Here is a 14,035-nt window from a genome sequence, read left to right on the forward strand (position 1 = left end):
GCGGGCGTGTTCAGGACCGTGAAGGCGAGTTAAGGTCCAAGTGTCAACTTTTACAATGGGTCCAGTGTAAATCTGTCAATTCTTTACATTCTCTGGCAATCCATAGGTTTCTGCTAAGTCCCTGATTTTCCTCAATGGGAAATCGCCGTGATAGTTGCGAGCTCTCTAAATCACTGTTCTTTCACGAAGAATGATTAGCCTAAAGGCGAAGCTACCCTGAAGGAACTGGGTGAGCGAAACACTCCCCGCCTTGTGACAACGGAAGTGTCACTGTTTTTACAATTCGATGCCTTGTGGGAAGCAGCCTGTGCCCGGTCCACAAGCCCAAGGTAGGGCAACCCATGTTGATATCACCCACAATGATATCACAGACTCTGCCTGTTAATCCTGCCACAACTGTCCGCTGAGTTCGGGCTCGAGATTCAGGGTTACTCCGCCACTGGTTTCCTGCCGCGTTTAGGAAGCGCTTGTCTCGTACTACGGATACTCGCCTTCCAAGGTAAAGCCGGCCTTGAGCACCACCTGGTAATGCTGGACCTCGCCGTTCTCTACTTGCCCACGGGTTTGCACCACCTCGAACCACCGCAGGTTTCGCAGGGTCTGGTCGGCACGCTTGATCGCCGTTTGAATGGCATCCTCGATGCTGCTCTCAGAAGAACCAACGAGTTCGACCACCTTGTAGACATGATCCGACATGGAACGCTCCTGATGATGAGCCGGAGTGCAGATAGAGCCTGAAACCGCGGCTGCCAGTCGCGCGATGTTCCGTAAGATCAATCGGGTTCATGGCCCCCGTCGAGCCATCGAGCAGGTGGATAACGCCGTCAGCCATCACGCCACGGATGGTGCTTCAAGCCGTCACATGACGGAATTTCGCAAGCTGCCGCTACGGCAGCTGCGCACACAACAGGAGAGCGAAACCGCCTGCTGTCACAGCCGTAGCCAGCAGAATGCTATCAACCAGTACATTGGAAGTTGGTCTGGGACTCACGAACCGCCTGATCACCGCGCAGCCCGCCTTATGAAGTGAGCTTCGCGGAGTGACCCTCGACCAATGATGCAGCCGTGGAGCGCCTGCAGGCGAAATAGGATCATCGAGTGGTTCTCTGGAGAAGAGTGACCGCCTGATGGTGTTGCGAGGCCGATCATCGGCTTGAGTGCTCCAGTTGAAGGGGCATTGTTGTTACGAAGTTCTGCTGCCGGGAGACGATTGCCGATGTCATCGTCGCGGAACGCGCAAGCCCCTGCGCTCGACAACAACCACTGGGGCCTGACGCGTGCGGACGCGAGCCGCCCCTATCACTACTGCAGCAGCGCCCTCTGCTGCCTTCAGGACCTCCGGCCGGACCTCGGCCTCTGGCAGGCCCATCAACTGCGCTGCGATCTCGATCTGATCCTCGATGTGCCCGGTTAAACCTTGAGCGGCTGCGATGGCTTCCTTGAGCGCGGGAGGATCATGGCGCGTTCTTCGACGGCTCCACTCGGCGGGTGTTTGCTTGCGACCCATCTGACCAATTCCCCTTGACCGACAAGATAACGCCCCGAGCGGGAAATTTGTGCGTTGCACAATTGCCGCAGTCGATCGGAAAGAGCGATTCAGGCGTACGGTCATCCCTGATCCCGGCTCCCTGGCTACCTGGCGCCAAAGCCTGCTTGACCTGATCTCGTCTCATCTCGTGTGGCCGCTGCACTTTCAGCGTCATGGACGATTCAAAGCGCCTGAGGGCGGATTACCTCGCCACATCCAAAGTTCGTCTCGACCGAGGGGTTCAAGCCACCTATCGTAGTTCTCTCGTGTCTTGTGCGCTTCTGAGTACCCATGGCCTCTTCCTCCCCTGCCCGACGACCAAAGACCCGCGTGCAGCCTCATGTGGCTCCAACGGTCGATCTCAGTGCCGTGATCATGGCGGCCACGCCGGATGAGCCGCGGGTCCTCACCGTTCGGGCCACCCCACAGCAGCCTGACGGCCTTCCTTCGGGTCCCTTGCAGTCGCAGCACCGCACCCTGGAGATGGGCTTGCGGACCTGGGTGGCCGAGCAGACGCAGCTGACCTTGGGCTATGTCGAGCAGCTCTACACCTTTGGTGATCGCGATCGGGCCGAGGCTGACGTCCACGGGGTGGGACATTCCCTATCGATCGCCTATCTGGCGCTCGTGCGGGAAGCCCGACCGGCAGGACTCGCCCATGCCGCTTGGCGCAACTGGTACTCCTTCCTTCCCTGGGAAGACTGGCGCGATGGGCGCCCAAAGGCCCTCGATGTGATTGAGCCTCGGCTGAAGGCCTGGGCCAAGGCCGGGGGCAAATCCCTCCGCTCGTTTCGCGAGGAGCGCATTGAGCTTACCTTTGGCTTTGAAGCGGAAGACTGGACGGATGAACGGGTGCTGGAGCGCTATGAACTCCTGTTCGAGGCTGGTCTGGTCCAGGAGGCTCTCCGTGACGCAGAGCCGTCTGGCTCCACCAAGATGCGGCTGGCTCCTGGACAGTCGATGGCACTCGATCACCGGCGGATTCTCGCGACAGCGATCGGCCGCCTGCGCGGCAAGATCAAGTATCGCCCGGTGATCTTTGAGCTGATGCCAGCCTCCTTCACCCTGCTCGACCTCCAGAAGACCGTCGAGGCCTTGTCCGGGGTGCGGCTTCATAAGCAGAATTTCCGCCGGCTGGTGGAGATGCAGGGGCTGGTGGAGGAAACCGGCGAGGTCACGACCGAGACCGGCGGGCGACCGGCCCGGCTGGTACGCTTCCGGCGCGAAGTCCTGGTCGAGCGACCGGCTCCCGGGGTGCGCCTGCCCCGCTTGCGGTGAGGCGCTGTCGCAACCGATTGTGGGTTGACGCCAACTTATACTCCTGTCTAGCATAAGAGATGTGCCGGCTACGCAGCCGGTCTTCTTATTAGCCGATAATACTCAGGATGAGTATTATCATGGCCCGCTAATGCTCTCCCTGAGCATAGGAGGCTCTATGTCCGCTGCTCCGTTGGGGTTTGCACCCCTTCCCCTGCCCGACCTCTACGCACGCGTCAGACATCATGTCCCGGTGATCGAGTGGCCAATCTTTGCCAACGACATCGAGGCCATCCTTACCCTCAAGCGCGAACACAATGCGGTCATCCTGGCGCACAATTATCAGACACCCGAGATCTTCCACACGGTGGCGGATATTGTCGGTGATAGCCTGGCGCTCGCGCGTGAAGCTGTGAACACCGACGCCGACGTGATCGTGCTCGCTGGTGTGCATTTCATGGCGGAAACTGCCAAATTGCTCAATCCGAACAAAACAGTGCTCATCCCGGATGCAGAGGCCGGGTGCTCCCTGGCCGAGTCGATCACAGCCGAGGATGTGCGCCAGCTCCGGGCGCGCTTTCCGGGGGTGCCCGTCATCACCTATGTCAACACCTCTGCCGCCGTGAAGGCGGTGTCGGACATCTGCTGCACCTCAGGCAATGCCAAGAAGGTCATTGAGTCTCTTGGGGTTGATCGTGTAATCATGCTGCCGGACGAGTTCCTGGCGCAAAACACGGCCGCTCAGGTGCCCGGCGTTGAGATCATCACCTGGGCCGGTCACTGCGAGGTGCATGAGCGCTTCACTGCGGAGGACATCCGTGAAGTGCGTCAGAGCTATCCGGATGTCGTGGTGCTAGCTCACCCGGAGGCACCGCCCGAGGTGGTGGCGGAGGCAGACTTTGCCGGGTCGACGGCTGGCATGGCCGATTTCGTGGGCGAGAAGCGCCCAGCCCGTGTTGCGCTCGTGACCGAGTGCTCGATGAGCGACAACGTGGCGGCTTTGTATCCCGAGGTCGAGTTCGTGCGCCCCTGCAACCTGTGCCCGCACATGAAGCGCATCACCTTACCCAAGATCCGCCGAGCCCTGGAGCAGCGTCAGCATGAGGTCACGATTGATCCGGCGGTGGCCGAGCGGGCGCGGCTGGCGGTCGAGCGTATGCTGGCTGTGCGCTGAGGATCGATCATGACCTCCACCAATTCACTTGACCGCGTTGTGGTCGTGGGTGGCGGCATCGCGGGATTGTCGACAGCCCTTCATCTGGCACCGCTGCCCGTGACCCTACTTTTGGCGTCGCCCCTTGGACAGCAAGCCTCTACACCTCTCGCTCAGGGTGGGATAGCAGCTGCCCTGGGAGCAGACGACGACCCTCTCCTGCATGCCGCCGACACTCTTCAGGCGGGTGCCGGACTCGGCGATCCTGGCGTTGCAGCGCGCGTCGCAGGCGCCGCTCCGTCCTGCATCAAGTGGCTGGTTGCTCACGGCGCCTCCTTTGATCGAACCACATCGGATGACGCGCTCATCCTGGGGCTCGAGGCCGCCCACTCACGCCGACGGATCGTGCATGCCCAGGGTGACCGAACCGGCAAAAGTGTTCTGGACGCGCTCATCCTTGCTGTCAGGAACTTCCCCTCGATTCAGATCCTGGAGGACCACCGCGTCACGGATCTGGCGCTGGATGCGAATGGTGCAGTGACCGGTGTGTTCTGTGCCCCTTGGGGATCCGATGGCAGCGATGAGCCTGTACTGATCCCCGGCCGTGCCGTGGTACTGGCGACAGGCGGGATCGGCGGTCTCTACGCCCATACCACCAATCCCCTGAGTGCCCGAGGTGCGGGATTGGCGCTGGCAACCCGTGCGGGAGCTGTCCTGCGCGACCTCGAGTTCGTTCAGTTCCATCCCACCGCCATTGCAGCCGGTCGTGATCCGATGCCGCTAGCTACTGAGGCCCTGCGTGGCGAAGGGGCGGTGCTCGTCAACAGTTGCGGCGAGCGCTTCATGCACGGTATCCCCGGAGCGGAGCTGGCGCCGCGCGATGTGGTAGCGCGGGCGATCTTCGCCCAGATCTGCGCCGGTGAACGCGTGCTCCTCGACACGCGACATGTGCTTGGGGGCAGCATCGCCAGCAAATTCCCTGGCGTGACAGAGCTGTGCCGGGCTGCAGGCGTCGATCCGGTTCGCGATCCAATCCCTGTGCGTCCGGCCGCTCACTATCACATGGGCGGGATCAAGGTGGACGGTCAGGGCCGCAGCTCACTTGAGGGGCTCTGGGCCTGCGGCGAGGTCGCGTCAACAGGCCTGCACGGGGCGAACCGGCTGGCGAGCAACTCCCTGCTCGAGGCGCTGGCCTATGCGGCCTGGATTGCCGAGGACATCAAGGGAGGAGCGCTCCGGTCGTCGACGAGTCAGCTTCCCTATCCACCTCGTGCCCCCCATTTGTCTGGCTTCGGTGATGTGCCATCTCCGCGTCTCCAGCGGGTCCGGTCGCATATGGATCGCCATGTGGGCGTGCTCCGCGACGAGGCTGGGTTGCGAAGTGCGATCTGGCGCTTCCGTGCACTGCTTCGCGAGGCCGACTCACTGGGTGAGCGCGACGCTGCGTTGGTCAGCCTGCTGATCACAGCGTCAGCGTATAGCCGACATGAGAGCCGCGGTGCTCACCAGCGGCTCGATTATCCTCACATGATGCCGGGACAACATACCGAGATGACGCTCGATCAGGTGCTGCGCATTGCAGCGGAGATCGACAACAAGACAGACGCACCGGCCAGGAGAGTTGCATGAAGCCGATCATCGCCACACAAGCTGCCTTATCTCCGCTCCCGCGCCTGCTGGTGGAACCCATCGTGCGAGCAGCGCTGCTTGAGGATCTGGGCCGGGCGGGCGACATCACGACCGATGCCGTCATTCCTGCCGATGCCAGACTGCGTGGCGCCATCGTGGCCCGCGAGCCCGGTGTGGTCGCAGGTGTGGATGCAGCGCATCTCACCTTCACCCTGATCGACCCTGCTGTCACGGTCGCCGTCGACCGGCCCGACGGCAGCCGGGTGGAACGGGGAGAGACCGTCCTCCGCGTGGAGGGTCCGGCCCGGAGCATTCTCTCGGCCGAGCGCGTGACTCTCAATCTGCTCTGCAAGCTGTCGGGCATCGCAACGGCAACGGCGGCTCTGGTCGATGTCATCCGGTCTCATGGACATGCCCGGATCGTCTGCACGCGCAAGACCACCCCGGGGCTGCGCTCGCTCGAGAAGCATGCCGTCCGGGCCGGTGGAGGGGCCAACCACCGCTTCGGGCTCGATGATGCGGTTCTCATCAAGGACAACCACATCGCCATCGCCGGAGGCGTCAAGCCAGCCCTGGAACGTGCTCGAGCAGCGGTTGGCCACCTCGTGAAGATAGAGATCGAGGTGGATACTCTCGATCAGCTGGATGAGGTGCTGGAGGTCGGAGCCGATGCTATCCTTCTCGACAACATGAGCCCCGACATCCTCTCGGAGGCGGTACGGCGGGTGAACCGGCGAGCCATCACGGAAGCCTCTGGCCGGGTTACACTAGCCACAGCAGCGGCCATCGCTGCAACAGGAGTGGATCTGATCTCGACCGGCTGGATCACGCACAGCGCACCGATCCTCGATCTCGGTCTGGATGTTGCGTGAGGGAGCTTGCTCGCCAGCTCAGAGCGATCTTCTCATCCTGGGGTGGCAGAGTGGGCTCAGCCCTGGTGCCGGAGTGTGGTAAAGTCGAACTCGCGAAAGCTGATTTGGGAGGCGGGGGATGATCCGAGCCTCGTGCTACACCGCCGACAATGCCCTGGCTATTGAGTTCGATGCGACGCCATGGTTTCGAAACGCGGATCCGCAGAGCATCCAGCACCTGGCGGCGCAGGGCTGGTCCAGCGTCTGGATTGCCGACGCTCTTGAGACCCGCCCGGGCTATGAGGAGTTGCACCGGCTGGTCGCGTATGCGGCCACCCGGCTCAGAGAGGAGTCGCTGGAGGATCCTACCTGGGCGGCACTCGACTGCGTTGTCGATCCGTCCGATGCCCAACAATGGCTGGCCGAGAACCGCCCGGAAATCGCCGCCAAGCTCTAGCGCTGATAGCCGGCAGCACAAACTTCCTGTGTCGCGCATAGAACGCCAGACGATCGTTGCCCGTTGGGGTTTGCATTCGGGCGCTCTACAACGACGCTAGGCTGTGCTTCAGCGCATGCTTTTCCAAGAGCCGCGTAGGCCTTCCAGATCGCCGGGTACGTCTGTGCGATCTCGCCTGCGCCGGACGGTAAGTTCTCGGGGGCCTCTATCATAAGCTCCTCCTTTGAGAAGTTTGGATAATGCTCTGGTGACCTTAGCATCGTGAGGCGACCCACCCTAGCAACTGCCCCTGGATTGCCGCGGTGAATGTACATCAGGGCTTTGGGATCATGCGCACCATAGGCTTTTAGACAGACGACCTGCCAGGCAATCTATAGCAGCTCAGCACCCCTCATGAGCGTCGAGCGAACTGCCGTCCCGTCACGCTGAAGCTGCATTCGTTTTAGCATTGAGCCGACCGATTCTCGTTGCGGCGATAGCGGGTGCACACTTCCGAGTGGGGAGATCACCGAATGTGGCTCCTCTGCCCTGTCTTCATTGGCATCCATAGATGTCTGCTATTGGCGCTTTCAGCCTTCGCGGAAGATCGCACCATCCAGGATGTCCAGGCCGATCTCCTCGCCGACCCTCAGGTTCGTCACAAGAGCAACCTCAACCTCGAGCTTCTTCCCATCGGCTTGCGAGACCTCGATCCGGCGCATGGATCCAAGGCGCCGAACGCCACTGACAATACCCTGATGGTGTCCATGGCCGGCGGGTACCGGCTTCAGATGCCATGGCCGGCAATAGAGACACGCCGGGCCAATAGTGAACTTCGGTGCAGCCACAGGAGCAGGCTTTCCATTCACCAGCACCCGCCCATCGCGAATTTCGGCATTGAAGCGGGCGGCCTGACCGAGAAAGGTCATCACAAAGGGGGTCGCAGGGTAGTCCTGCACATTATCGGGACTGCCAACCTGCTCGAGATGTCCACCATTGAGGACAGCGACCCGGTCTGCCAATTCCAGCGCCTCATCCTGATCATGGGTGACGAAGACCGTCGTCGTGCCGGTGCGCTCGTGGATGTCACGCAGCCAGGCGCGGAGATCCTTGCGGACCTTGGCGTCGAGGGCGCCGAAGGGCTCGTCGAGCAGAAGGACGCGCGGCTCGACGGCCAGCGCCCGCGCCAGGGCGACCCGTTGGCGCTGGCCGCCAGAGAGTTGAGCCGGAAACCGGCTCTCATACCCAGAGAGCTGGACCAGATCGAGCAGTTCGGAAACGCGGCGCCGGATCTCGCTCTTGGAGGGACGGTTCGCCCGCTCACGCACCTTCAGACCATAGGCAATGTTGTCGGCAACGCTCATGTGCTTGAACAAGGCATAATGCTGAAAGACAAAGCCGACCTGCCGCTTCTGCACGGGAAGAGATGTCGCCTCCACCCCCCCGAAGAACACCTGCCCACGATCGGGCTCAACCAATCCGGCTATGATGCGCAGCAACGTCGTCTTGCCCGAACCCGAGGGGCCGAGCAGCGCCAGGAGTTCTCCAGGCCGGACGTCCAGATCCACATCGTGCAGCGCCGCCGCGCCCGCGAAGTTCTTTGTCACACCTGCAACGCGGATATCGACCGCTTGGCTCCGCTCAGCGGTGTGCGCTGCCGGCAAGGTCAGCTCCGTGACGCCATTCGAGGCAAGTCTTGAGCGCCAATGTGACGAGGGCGAGGCCGGCGAGGAGCGAGGCGACGGCAAAGGCCGCAACGAAGTTATACTCATTGTAGAGAATCTCCACATGAAGCGGGATGGTGTTGGTCAAGCCGCGGATGTGGCCCGAGACCACGGAAACCGCGCCGAACTCGCCCATGGCGCGGGCATTGCACAGAAGGACGCCGTACAGCAGTCCCCACTTGATGTTGGGCAGCGTCACGGTGAGGAAGGTGCGCCACCCGCTCGCGCCCAGCGTCAAAGCAGCCTCTTCTTCGGCCGTGCCTTGCTCCTGCATGAGCGGGATGAGCTGCCGTGCCACGAACGGAAACGTCACGAAAATGGTGGCGAGGACAATGCCCGGCAGAGCGAAGGCGATCTTGATGCCATGCGCCATGAGCCAAGGCCCGAACAAGCCCTGCGCGCCGAAAAGAAGCAGGTAGATCAAGCCCGACACGACCGGCGAGATGGAAAATGGCAGGTCGATCAGGGTGATCAGAAGGCTCTTGCCCTTGAACTCGAACTTGGCAATGGCCCAGGACGCCGTGAGACCGAACACGAGATTCAATGGCACCGCGATTGCGGCGACGGTCAGCGTCAGCCTGATCGCTGCCAGCGCGTCCGCTTCCTGAAAGGCTGCGAGAAAGCCTTCGAGCCCTCGCCTGAAGGCTTCCACGAAGACGACGGCGAGCGGCAGAACCAGGAACAGAAGCAGGAAGATGAGCGCGACCGAGATGGCCAGCCATCGGATCGGCTTCTGCTCGGTCACCACGCTCTGCTGCGATGAAACCGGCACGGCCAGAGCAGCGCTGAGATCAGACATGGCCAAACCTCCTGCGGCTCCAAGCCTGGATCAGGTTGATCAGCAAAAGCACTGAGAACGAGATCGCCAGCATGATGGTCGCGATCACCGTCGCGCCGGTGTAGTCGTATTCCGACAGCCTGATGACGATCAGTAGCGGCGCGATTTCCGAAACATAGGGCAGGTTTCCGGCGATGAAAATCACGGATCCATACTCTCCGACCCCGCGGGCAAAGGCCAATGCGAAGCCCGTCAGCACGCCAGGAAGAAGCGGAGGCAGGAGAACACTGCAAAGGGTGCGCCAGCGGGAAGCACCGAGAGTCGCAGAGGCTTCCTCCAACTCACATTCAATTTCCGCGATCAGCGGCTGAACGGTGCGGACAGCGAAAGGAAGCCCAATGAAGACCAGGGCGATGAAGATACCCAAGGGCGTATAAGCCACCTTGAGACCCAGAGGCTCAAGAAGTGATCCTACCCAGCCATTCGGCGCATAAAGGGCGGCAAGTGCAATGCCGGCAACAGCTGTTGGCAGGGCAAAGGGCAGATCCACGATGGCATCGATGAGCTTACGGCCCGGGAAATCGTATCGGGTGAGAACCCATGCGATCAGGAGGCCGAAGAGTGAGGCAACGCCTGCGGCAAGCAGGGAAATGCTGAAACTCGTCTCGAGAGCCGCAGCAACCCGGGGGTCGGCGGCAGTCGCAGCAATACCGGTGATCCCGATGCCTGAGGCCTTCACCACCAGCGCGCCGAGCGGCAGCAGCACCAGCAATCCAAGGTAGAGCAGCGTGTAACCGAGCGTGACGCCGAAGCCCGGCAGCACGCTCGCTTGCTTGAGACGCAGATAGGACGCCGAGGCCATGGTCAGCGCTTGCTGATCTGATCGAAGAGCCCGCCGGAATCGAAGTTGTTCTTCTGGATGTCGTCCCAGTTGCCCTGGAGCGACTCGATCGTGAACAGCTTCAGGTTCGGCAAAGCCGCGAGATCCTCCGGTTTGGCAGCCTCGGTCTTGATCGGCCGGTAATGGTGCTTGGCAAAGATCGCCTGTGCCTTGTCGGTGTAGAGGAAGCTGAGGAAGGCTTCAGCCACCTTGCGTGTGCCCTTGCCATCCACGTTGCCCTCAACGAGAGCGACCGGCGGCTCCGCCAGGATCGACAGCGTCGGCACCACGATCTCGAACTTGTCGCGTCCGAATTCATCGAGCACGAGGAAGGCTTCGTTCTCCCATGCCGGCAGAACATCCCCGAGGCCGCGCTGCGCGAACGTCACAGTTGATCCGCGAGCACCGGTATCGAGTACCGGAACGTTCTTGTAGAGGGCGGTGACGAACTCCTTAGCCTTGTCAGCACTGCCATCCTTGGTCTGGGAATAGCCCCAGGCCGCCAGGAAGTTCCAACGACCGCCCGCAGAGGTTTTCGGATTGGGCGTGATCACCTGGACACCTGGCTTCACAAGATCGTTCCAGTCCTTGATCGCTTTCGGATTGCCTTTACGAACCAGAAAGACGACGGTCGACGTGTAAGGCAGCGAGTTGTTCGGCAGCTTGACGCGCCAATCGGCCGGGATCTTCGTGGTGGCCTTCGCAATCGCATCGATGTCGGACGGAATCCCGAGCGTCACCACGTCAGCGTCGATGCCGTCGATCACCGTACGGGCCTGAGCGCCGGATCCACCATGGGACGTCCGGATCGAGACGGTCTCACCGGTCCTTGCCTTCCAATCATCGGCAAAGGCCTGATTGATCTCGCGGTAGAGTTCCCGCGTCGGATCGTAGGACACGTTCAGCAATTGCGACTGGGCCGATGCGGGACCAGACAGAGGCAGAAGGCCAATGCCTCCCAAGACCATCAAACCGACGGCCGGCAGGACGGACCGCAGTCGAGAATATGTCCTCGCGCCAGCGACTTCTAGGGAATTGCCGTGCATTCTACCCTCCTGGGTTGAGATCGAAGCGAGAGCGGGCAGCAAGCTACCCAAGCTCCCAAACAGGGCAGAGAAATATCCGCTAAAAAGAACGAGTGTCAAATGGCCCGGGCTGTTTGCTTCGTTAATTTTCTCCTGTTTTGTGCTCTTTTGTAGTATACAGAGGCGGGTTCATAGAATGAAATTCTACTGTAGCCGCGTTACTGTAGTATGGTTGAACTAGAAAGGGGACGAATAGAGGAGGACTAATTTTTATTCGTCCGAGCATTTGCGGCCGAGGCTGATTATGTCTCAAACGGGCCCACAGTAGGGCAATTTAGAATATTCTTCTCTCAAGGAAGGACCTCTCTGGCAAACTACTTCATTGCGGCCTGTTCTATAAAAAGAACATTTTTATTGACTTGGCTCTCCTGCTGCCGGACACTCCGATCCTGCCAGCCGGTGCATTCCTCCGCTTCAAGTGAACATCGGGCACGATTTCATGCGGATCATATAGCTGAACTTGCGATGAGGATCGGTCGCATGCGCCGTGTGCTGGCACCGAAGCGATGAAACACACGTGATCGGACCAATCGATTGCACCCTGCCTGGCACATGCAGCGACCAATCCACGCGTAACGGAGAAAGATCCCTGCTATGACACTTCAAATCGGCCAGATTGCCCCCGATTTCGAGACGGTGACGACCGAAGGCCCGATCCGCTTCCATGAGTGGATTGGCGATTCCTGGGCGGTGCTGTTCTCGCATCCGAAGAATTTCACCCCCGTGTGCACGACGGAACTGGGCGAGGTGGCTCGGCTCAAACCTGAATTCGATCGCCGTGGCGTGAAGGTCGTCGGCTTTTCCGTCGATCCCGTCGAGAAGCACGAGGCTTGGGCCCGTGACATCGAGGAGACGCAAGGCGCAGCCGTCAACTACCCGATCATCGGGGATCCCGACCTCAAGATTTCCAAACTCTTCGGCATGCTCCCGGCCAACGCAGGCGAAACCTCCGAAGGGCGCACGGCCGCCGACAACCAGACGGTGCGCAACGTTTTCATCATCGGTCCCGACAAGAAGATCAAGCTCGTCCTGGTCTATCCCATGACCACGGGTCGCAACTTCGACGAAGTGCTGCGGGTCATCGACTCCCTTCAGCTGACGGCTCAGCACCGGGTCGCCACTCCTGCCAATTGGAAGCAAGGCGAGGATGTCATCATCGTCGGCTCCATATCGGACGAAGAAGCCAAGGGCCTTTATCCGGGCGGCTGGAAAGCGCCGAAGCCATATCTGCGCATTGTGCCGCAGCCCGCCAAGGCGAACTGATCTGCAATCGCACATGCGAAGCGAGGGGCAATTACCTATTGCCCCGGATAGCGGCGCCGCCTGCATGATTGCTGGCGGCGCCCAAATGCGCTGATGGCCGGGTTGCCGGATGCTCATATTCAAGGAAACGAAATGACCAGCATGAAAGCGCGCGTATCGTGGGTTGAGGGCATGATGTTTACAGGCGAGTCCGGAAGCGGGCATGCCATCGTGCTGGACGGCGCCCCCGAGAACGGCGGCCGCAATGTTGGCATTCGTCCCATGGAACTCATGTTGCTGGGTCTCGCCGGTTGCACGGCTTTCGACATCGTTCTCATCCTCAAGCGGGGGCGCGAGCCTGTCACCGATTGCGTAGTGGAAGTGGAAGCCGAGCGCGCATCGACGGATCCGAAGGTGTTTACGACGATTCACCTCAAGTACTATCTCTCAGGGCAAGGGCTCTCGCCCGAGAAGGTCGAGCGCGCCATTCAGCTGTCCAAGGACAAGTATTGCTTCGCGTCCATCATGCTGGGTCAGGTTGCGGAGGTCACGCACTCCTGGACCGTTGATCCCCGCCAAACAGCGTAATTGCTCGGGACCGTTATCATGACAACTTCCCCTCTCGTTCCAGTCGACTGGCTCTCAGACCATATCGCAGATTCCTCGGTTCTGATCGTTGACATCCGCTCGGCAGAGAGCGGTGGGCGAGCGGCCTTCGAGGCCGGTCACGTTCCTGGCGCGGTTCACAGCGACTATGCCGCCGTTGGCTGGCGGATCGCTGAGGGTGGCGCCGGCGGCTTGTTGCCCGATGCCGGCCATTTGTCTGCGCTGCTGAGCCGTATCGGCATCACGCCGGAGCACCACGTGGTCATCGTATCGGCCGGAGAGGCTGCATCCGATTTCAGCGCAGCCGCAAGGGTCTATTGGACACTGAAAGCCCTTGGCCACAGGCAGGTGTCGATCCTCGACGGCGGCTATCGGGCCTGGCAGGAATCCGGCGGTCCTGTCGTAGCCGGCGTGTCTGCCCCGACGCCGAGCCCGCATTATCCCGTACGGCTCACCGGAAGCCTGCGCGCCGAGACACATGCTGTCGAGAAGGTTGTAGCCCATGGCGACGCAACGCTGCTTGATGGGCGCTCACAGGCTCAGTTCGACGGGCGAGAGAAGAGTCCGCAGGTTGGGCGGGCCGGTCACCTGCCAGGCGCCCTCCACCTGGACCACTGCAGAGCCATCCAGCCGGGGACCGGACGTCTACGCCCTGTCGCGGAACTCGAGCAATTGTACGAGCAAATTCCCCCAGGGCCCGTGGTGAGCTATTGCAACACCGGCCACCTCGCCTCCACGAACTGGTTCATCCTCTCGGAGATGCTCAAACGCCCGGATGTGAGGCTCTATGATGGTTCGATGTCAGAGTGGACCCAGGATCCCAGCCGGCCTGTCGCGACGAACGTGAGCTGAGACGGACAACGACC

The 14,035-nt window shown here is 61.1% G+C and carries 14 protein-coding genes; 9 read left to right on the top strand and 5 right to left on the bottom strand.

All coding sequences use genetic code 11. The features are described from left to right. Positions 1 to 477: 477 nt before the first annotated feature. On the bottom strand, positions 478 to 696 hold the full coding sequence (locus JO965_RS36595) for a dodecin (RefSeq protein ID WP_203445733.1): 219 nt from the start codon (positions 694 to 696) through the stop codon (positions 478 to 480). 520 nt (positions 697 to 1,216) lie between these two features. Between JO965_RS36595 and JO965_RS49770 the strand changes: the two genes are divergently transcribed. The 6 genes from JO965_RS49770 (at position 1,217) to JO965_RS36625 (ending at position 6,875) form a co-directional block, all read left to right on the top strand. Then, a complete protein-coding gene (locus tag JO965_RS49770) occupies positions 1,217 to 1,414 on the top strand; it encodes a hypothetical protein (RefSeq protein WP_203445734.1) in 198 nt (65 codons plus the stop codon). Between the two features lie 405 nt (positions 1,415 to 1,819). Further along, entirely contained in the window at positions 1,820 to 2,806 is a 987-nt protein-coding gene (locus JO965_RS36605) for a hypothetical protein (RefSeq protein ID WP_203445735.1), read from the top strand. Between the two features lie 157 nt (positions 2,807 to 2,963). Further along, on the top strand, positions 2,964 to 3,959 hold the full coding sequence (gene nadA, locus JO965_RS36610) for a quinolinate synthase NadA (RefSeq protein ID WP_203445736.1): 996 nt from the start codon (positions 2,964 to 2,966) through the stop codon (positions 3,957 to 3,959). A gap of 9 nt (positions 3,960 to 3,968) precedes the next feature. Then, positions 3,969 to 5,567, top strand: coding sequence for an L-aspartate oxidase (locus JO965_RS36615; protein ID WP_203445737.1), 1,599 nt, complete (start codon positions 3,969 to 3,971; stop codon positions 5,565 to 5,567). Beyond that, positions 5,564 to 6,439 carry a carboxylating nicotinate-nucleotide diphosphorylase gene (gene nadC, locus JO965_RS36620; protein WP_203445738.1) on the top strand — a complete coding sequence of 292 codons (876 nt, stop codon included), beginning with the start codon at positions 5,564 to 5,566 and terminating at the stop codon, positions 6,437 to 6,439. Before JO965_RS36615 ends, nadC begins: the two co-directional genes overlap by 4 nt. A gap of 118 nt (positions 6,440 to 6,557) precedes the next feature. Then, positions 6,558 to 6,875 carry a hypothetical protein gene (locus JO965_RS36625; protein ID WP_203445739.1) on the top strand — a complete coding sequence of 106 codons (318 nt, stop codon included), beginning with the start codon at positions 6,558 to 6,560 and terminating at the stop codon, positions 6,873 to 6,875. Between the two features lie 569 nt (positions 6,876 to 7,444). Here JO965_RS36625 and JO965_RS36630 read toward each other — a convergent pair. Genes JO965_RS36630 through JO965_RS36645 form a run of 4 tightly spaced genes read right to left on the bottom strand, consistent with a single transcriptional unit; the run spans position 7,445 to position 11,204 of the window. Next, positions 7,445 to 8,518, bottom strand: a complete 1,074-nt coding sequence (locus JO965_RS36630) for a sulfate/molybdate ABC transporter ATP-binding protein (RefSeq protein WP_203445740.1) — start codon at positions 8,516 to 8,518, stop codon at positions 7,445 to 7,447. Beyond that, complete coding sequence (gene cysW, locus JO965_RS36635; RefSeq protein WP_203445741.1) at positions 8,496 to 9,377, bottom strand: sulfate ABC transporter permease subunit CysW; 882 nt, start codon at positions 9,375 to 9,377, stop codon at positions 8,496 to 8,498. Before cysW ends, JO965_RS36630 begins: the two co-directional genes overlap by 23 nt. Next, positions 9,370 to 10,218, bottom strand: a complete 849-nt coding sequence (gene cysT / locus JO965_RS36640) for a sulfate ABC transporter permease subunit CysT (RefSeq protein ID WP_203445742.1) — start codon at positions 10,216 to 10,218, stop codon at positions 9,370 to 9,372. Before cysT ends, cysW begins: the two co-directional genes overlap by 8 nt. Before the next feature lie 2 nt (positions 10,219 to 10,220). Then, entirely contained in the window at positions 10,221 to 11,204 is a 984-nt protein-coding gene (locus JO965_RS36645) for a sulfate ABC transporter substrate-binding protein (RefSeq protein WP_203446714.1), read from the bottom strand. A 711-nt stretch (positions 11,205 to 11,915) separates the two neighbouring features. On the opposite strand from JO965_RS36645, the gene JO965_RS36650 reads away from it, so the two are divergent. The 3 genes from JO965_RS36650 (at position 11,916) to JO965_RS36660 (ending at position 14,021) form a co-directional block, all read left to right on the top strand. Next, positions 11,916 to 12,584 carry a peroxiredoxin gene (locus tag JO965_RS36650; RefSeq protein ID WP_203445743.1) on the top strand — a complete coding sequence of 223 codons (669 nt, stop codon included), beginning with the start codon at positions 11,916 to 11,918 and terminating at the stop codon, positions 12,582 to 12,584. Positions 12,585 to 12,725: 141 nt separating this feature from the next. Then, the gene (locus tag JO965_RS36655) at positions 12,726 to 13,151 is read left to right on the top strand and encodes an OsmC family protein (RefSeq protein ID WP_203446715.1); all 426 of its coding nucleotides are present in this window, start codon (positions 12,726 to 12,728) and stop codon (positions 13,149 to 13,151) included. A gap of 18 nt (positions 13,152 to 13,169) precedes the next feature. After that, entirely contained in the window at positions 13,170 to 14,021 is an 852-nt protein-coding gene (locus JO965_RS36660; RefSeq protein WP_203445744.1) for a sulfurtransferase, read from the top strand. The last annotated feature ends 14 nt before the right edge of the window (positions 14,022 to 14,035 follow it).

This window comes from Microvirga sp. VF16 (genome assembly GCF_016864375.1).
GTDB lineage: Bacteria > Pseudomonadota > Alphaproteobacteria > Rhizobiales > Beijerinckiaceae > Microvirga.

Coding starts and splice junctions, on each gene's coding strand:
- JO965_RS49770 (WP_203445734.1), top strand. CDS start 1,217: ATGTCATCGTCGCGGAACGCGCAAGCCCCTGCGCTCGACAACAACCAC.
- JO965_RS36645 (WP_203446714.1), bottom strand. CDS start 11,204: ATGGTCTTGGGAGGCATTGGCCTTCTGCCTCTGTCTGGTCCCGCATCG.
- JO965_RS36650 (WP_203445743.1), top strand. CDS start 11,916: ATGACACTTCAAATCGGCCAGATTGCCCCCGATTTCGAGACGGTGACG.
- JO965_RS36625 (WP_203445739.1), top strand. CDS start 6,558: ATGATCCGAGCCTCGTGCTACACCGCCGACAATGCCCTGGCTATTGAG.
- cysT (WP_203445742.1), bottom strand. CDS start 10,218: ATGGCCTCGGCGTCCTATCTGCGTCTCAAGCAAGCGAGCGTGCTGCCG.
- JO965_RS36655 (WP_203446715.1), top strand. CDS start 12,726: ATGAAAGCGCGCGTATCGTGGGTTGAGGGCATGATGTTTACAGGCGAG.
- cysW (WP_203445741.1), bottom strand. CDS start 9,377: ATGTCTGATCTCAGCGCTGCTCTGGCCGTGCCGGTTTCATCGCAGCAG.
- JO965_RS36595 (WP_203445733.1), bottom strand. CDS start 696: ATGTCGGATCATGTCTACAAGGTGGTCGAACTCGTTGGTTCTTCTGAG.
- nadA (WP_203445736.1), top strand. CDS start 2,964: ATGTCCGCTGCTCCGTTGGGGTTTGCACCCCTTCCCCTGCCCGACCTC.
- JO965_RS36615 (WP_203445737.1), top strand. CDS start 3,969: ATGACCTCCACCAATTCACTTGACCGCGTTGTGGTCGTGGGTGGCGGC.
- JO965_RS36605 (WP_203445735.1), top strand. CDS start 1,820: ATGGCCTCTTCCTCCCCTGCCCGACGACCAAAGACCCGCGTGCAGCCT.
- JO965_RS36660 (WP_203445744.1), top strand. CDS start 13,170: ATGACAACTTCCCCTCTCGTTCCAGTCGACTGGCTCTCAGACCATATC.
- nadC (WP_203445738.1), top strand. CDS start 5,564: ATGAAGCCGATCATCGCCACACAAGCTGCCTTATCTCCGCTCCCGCGC.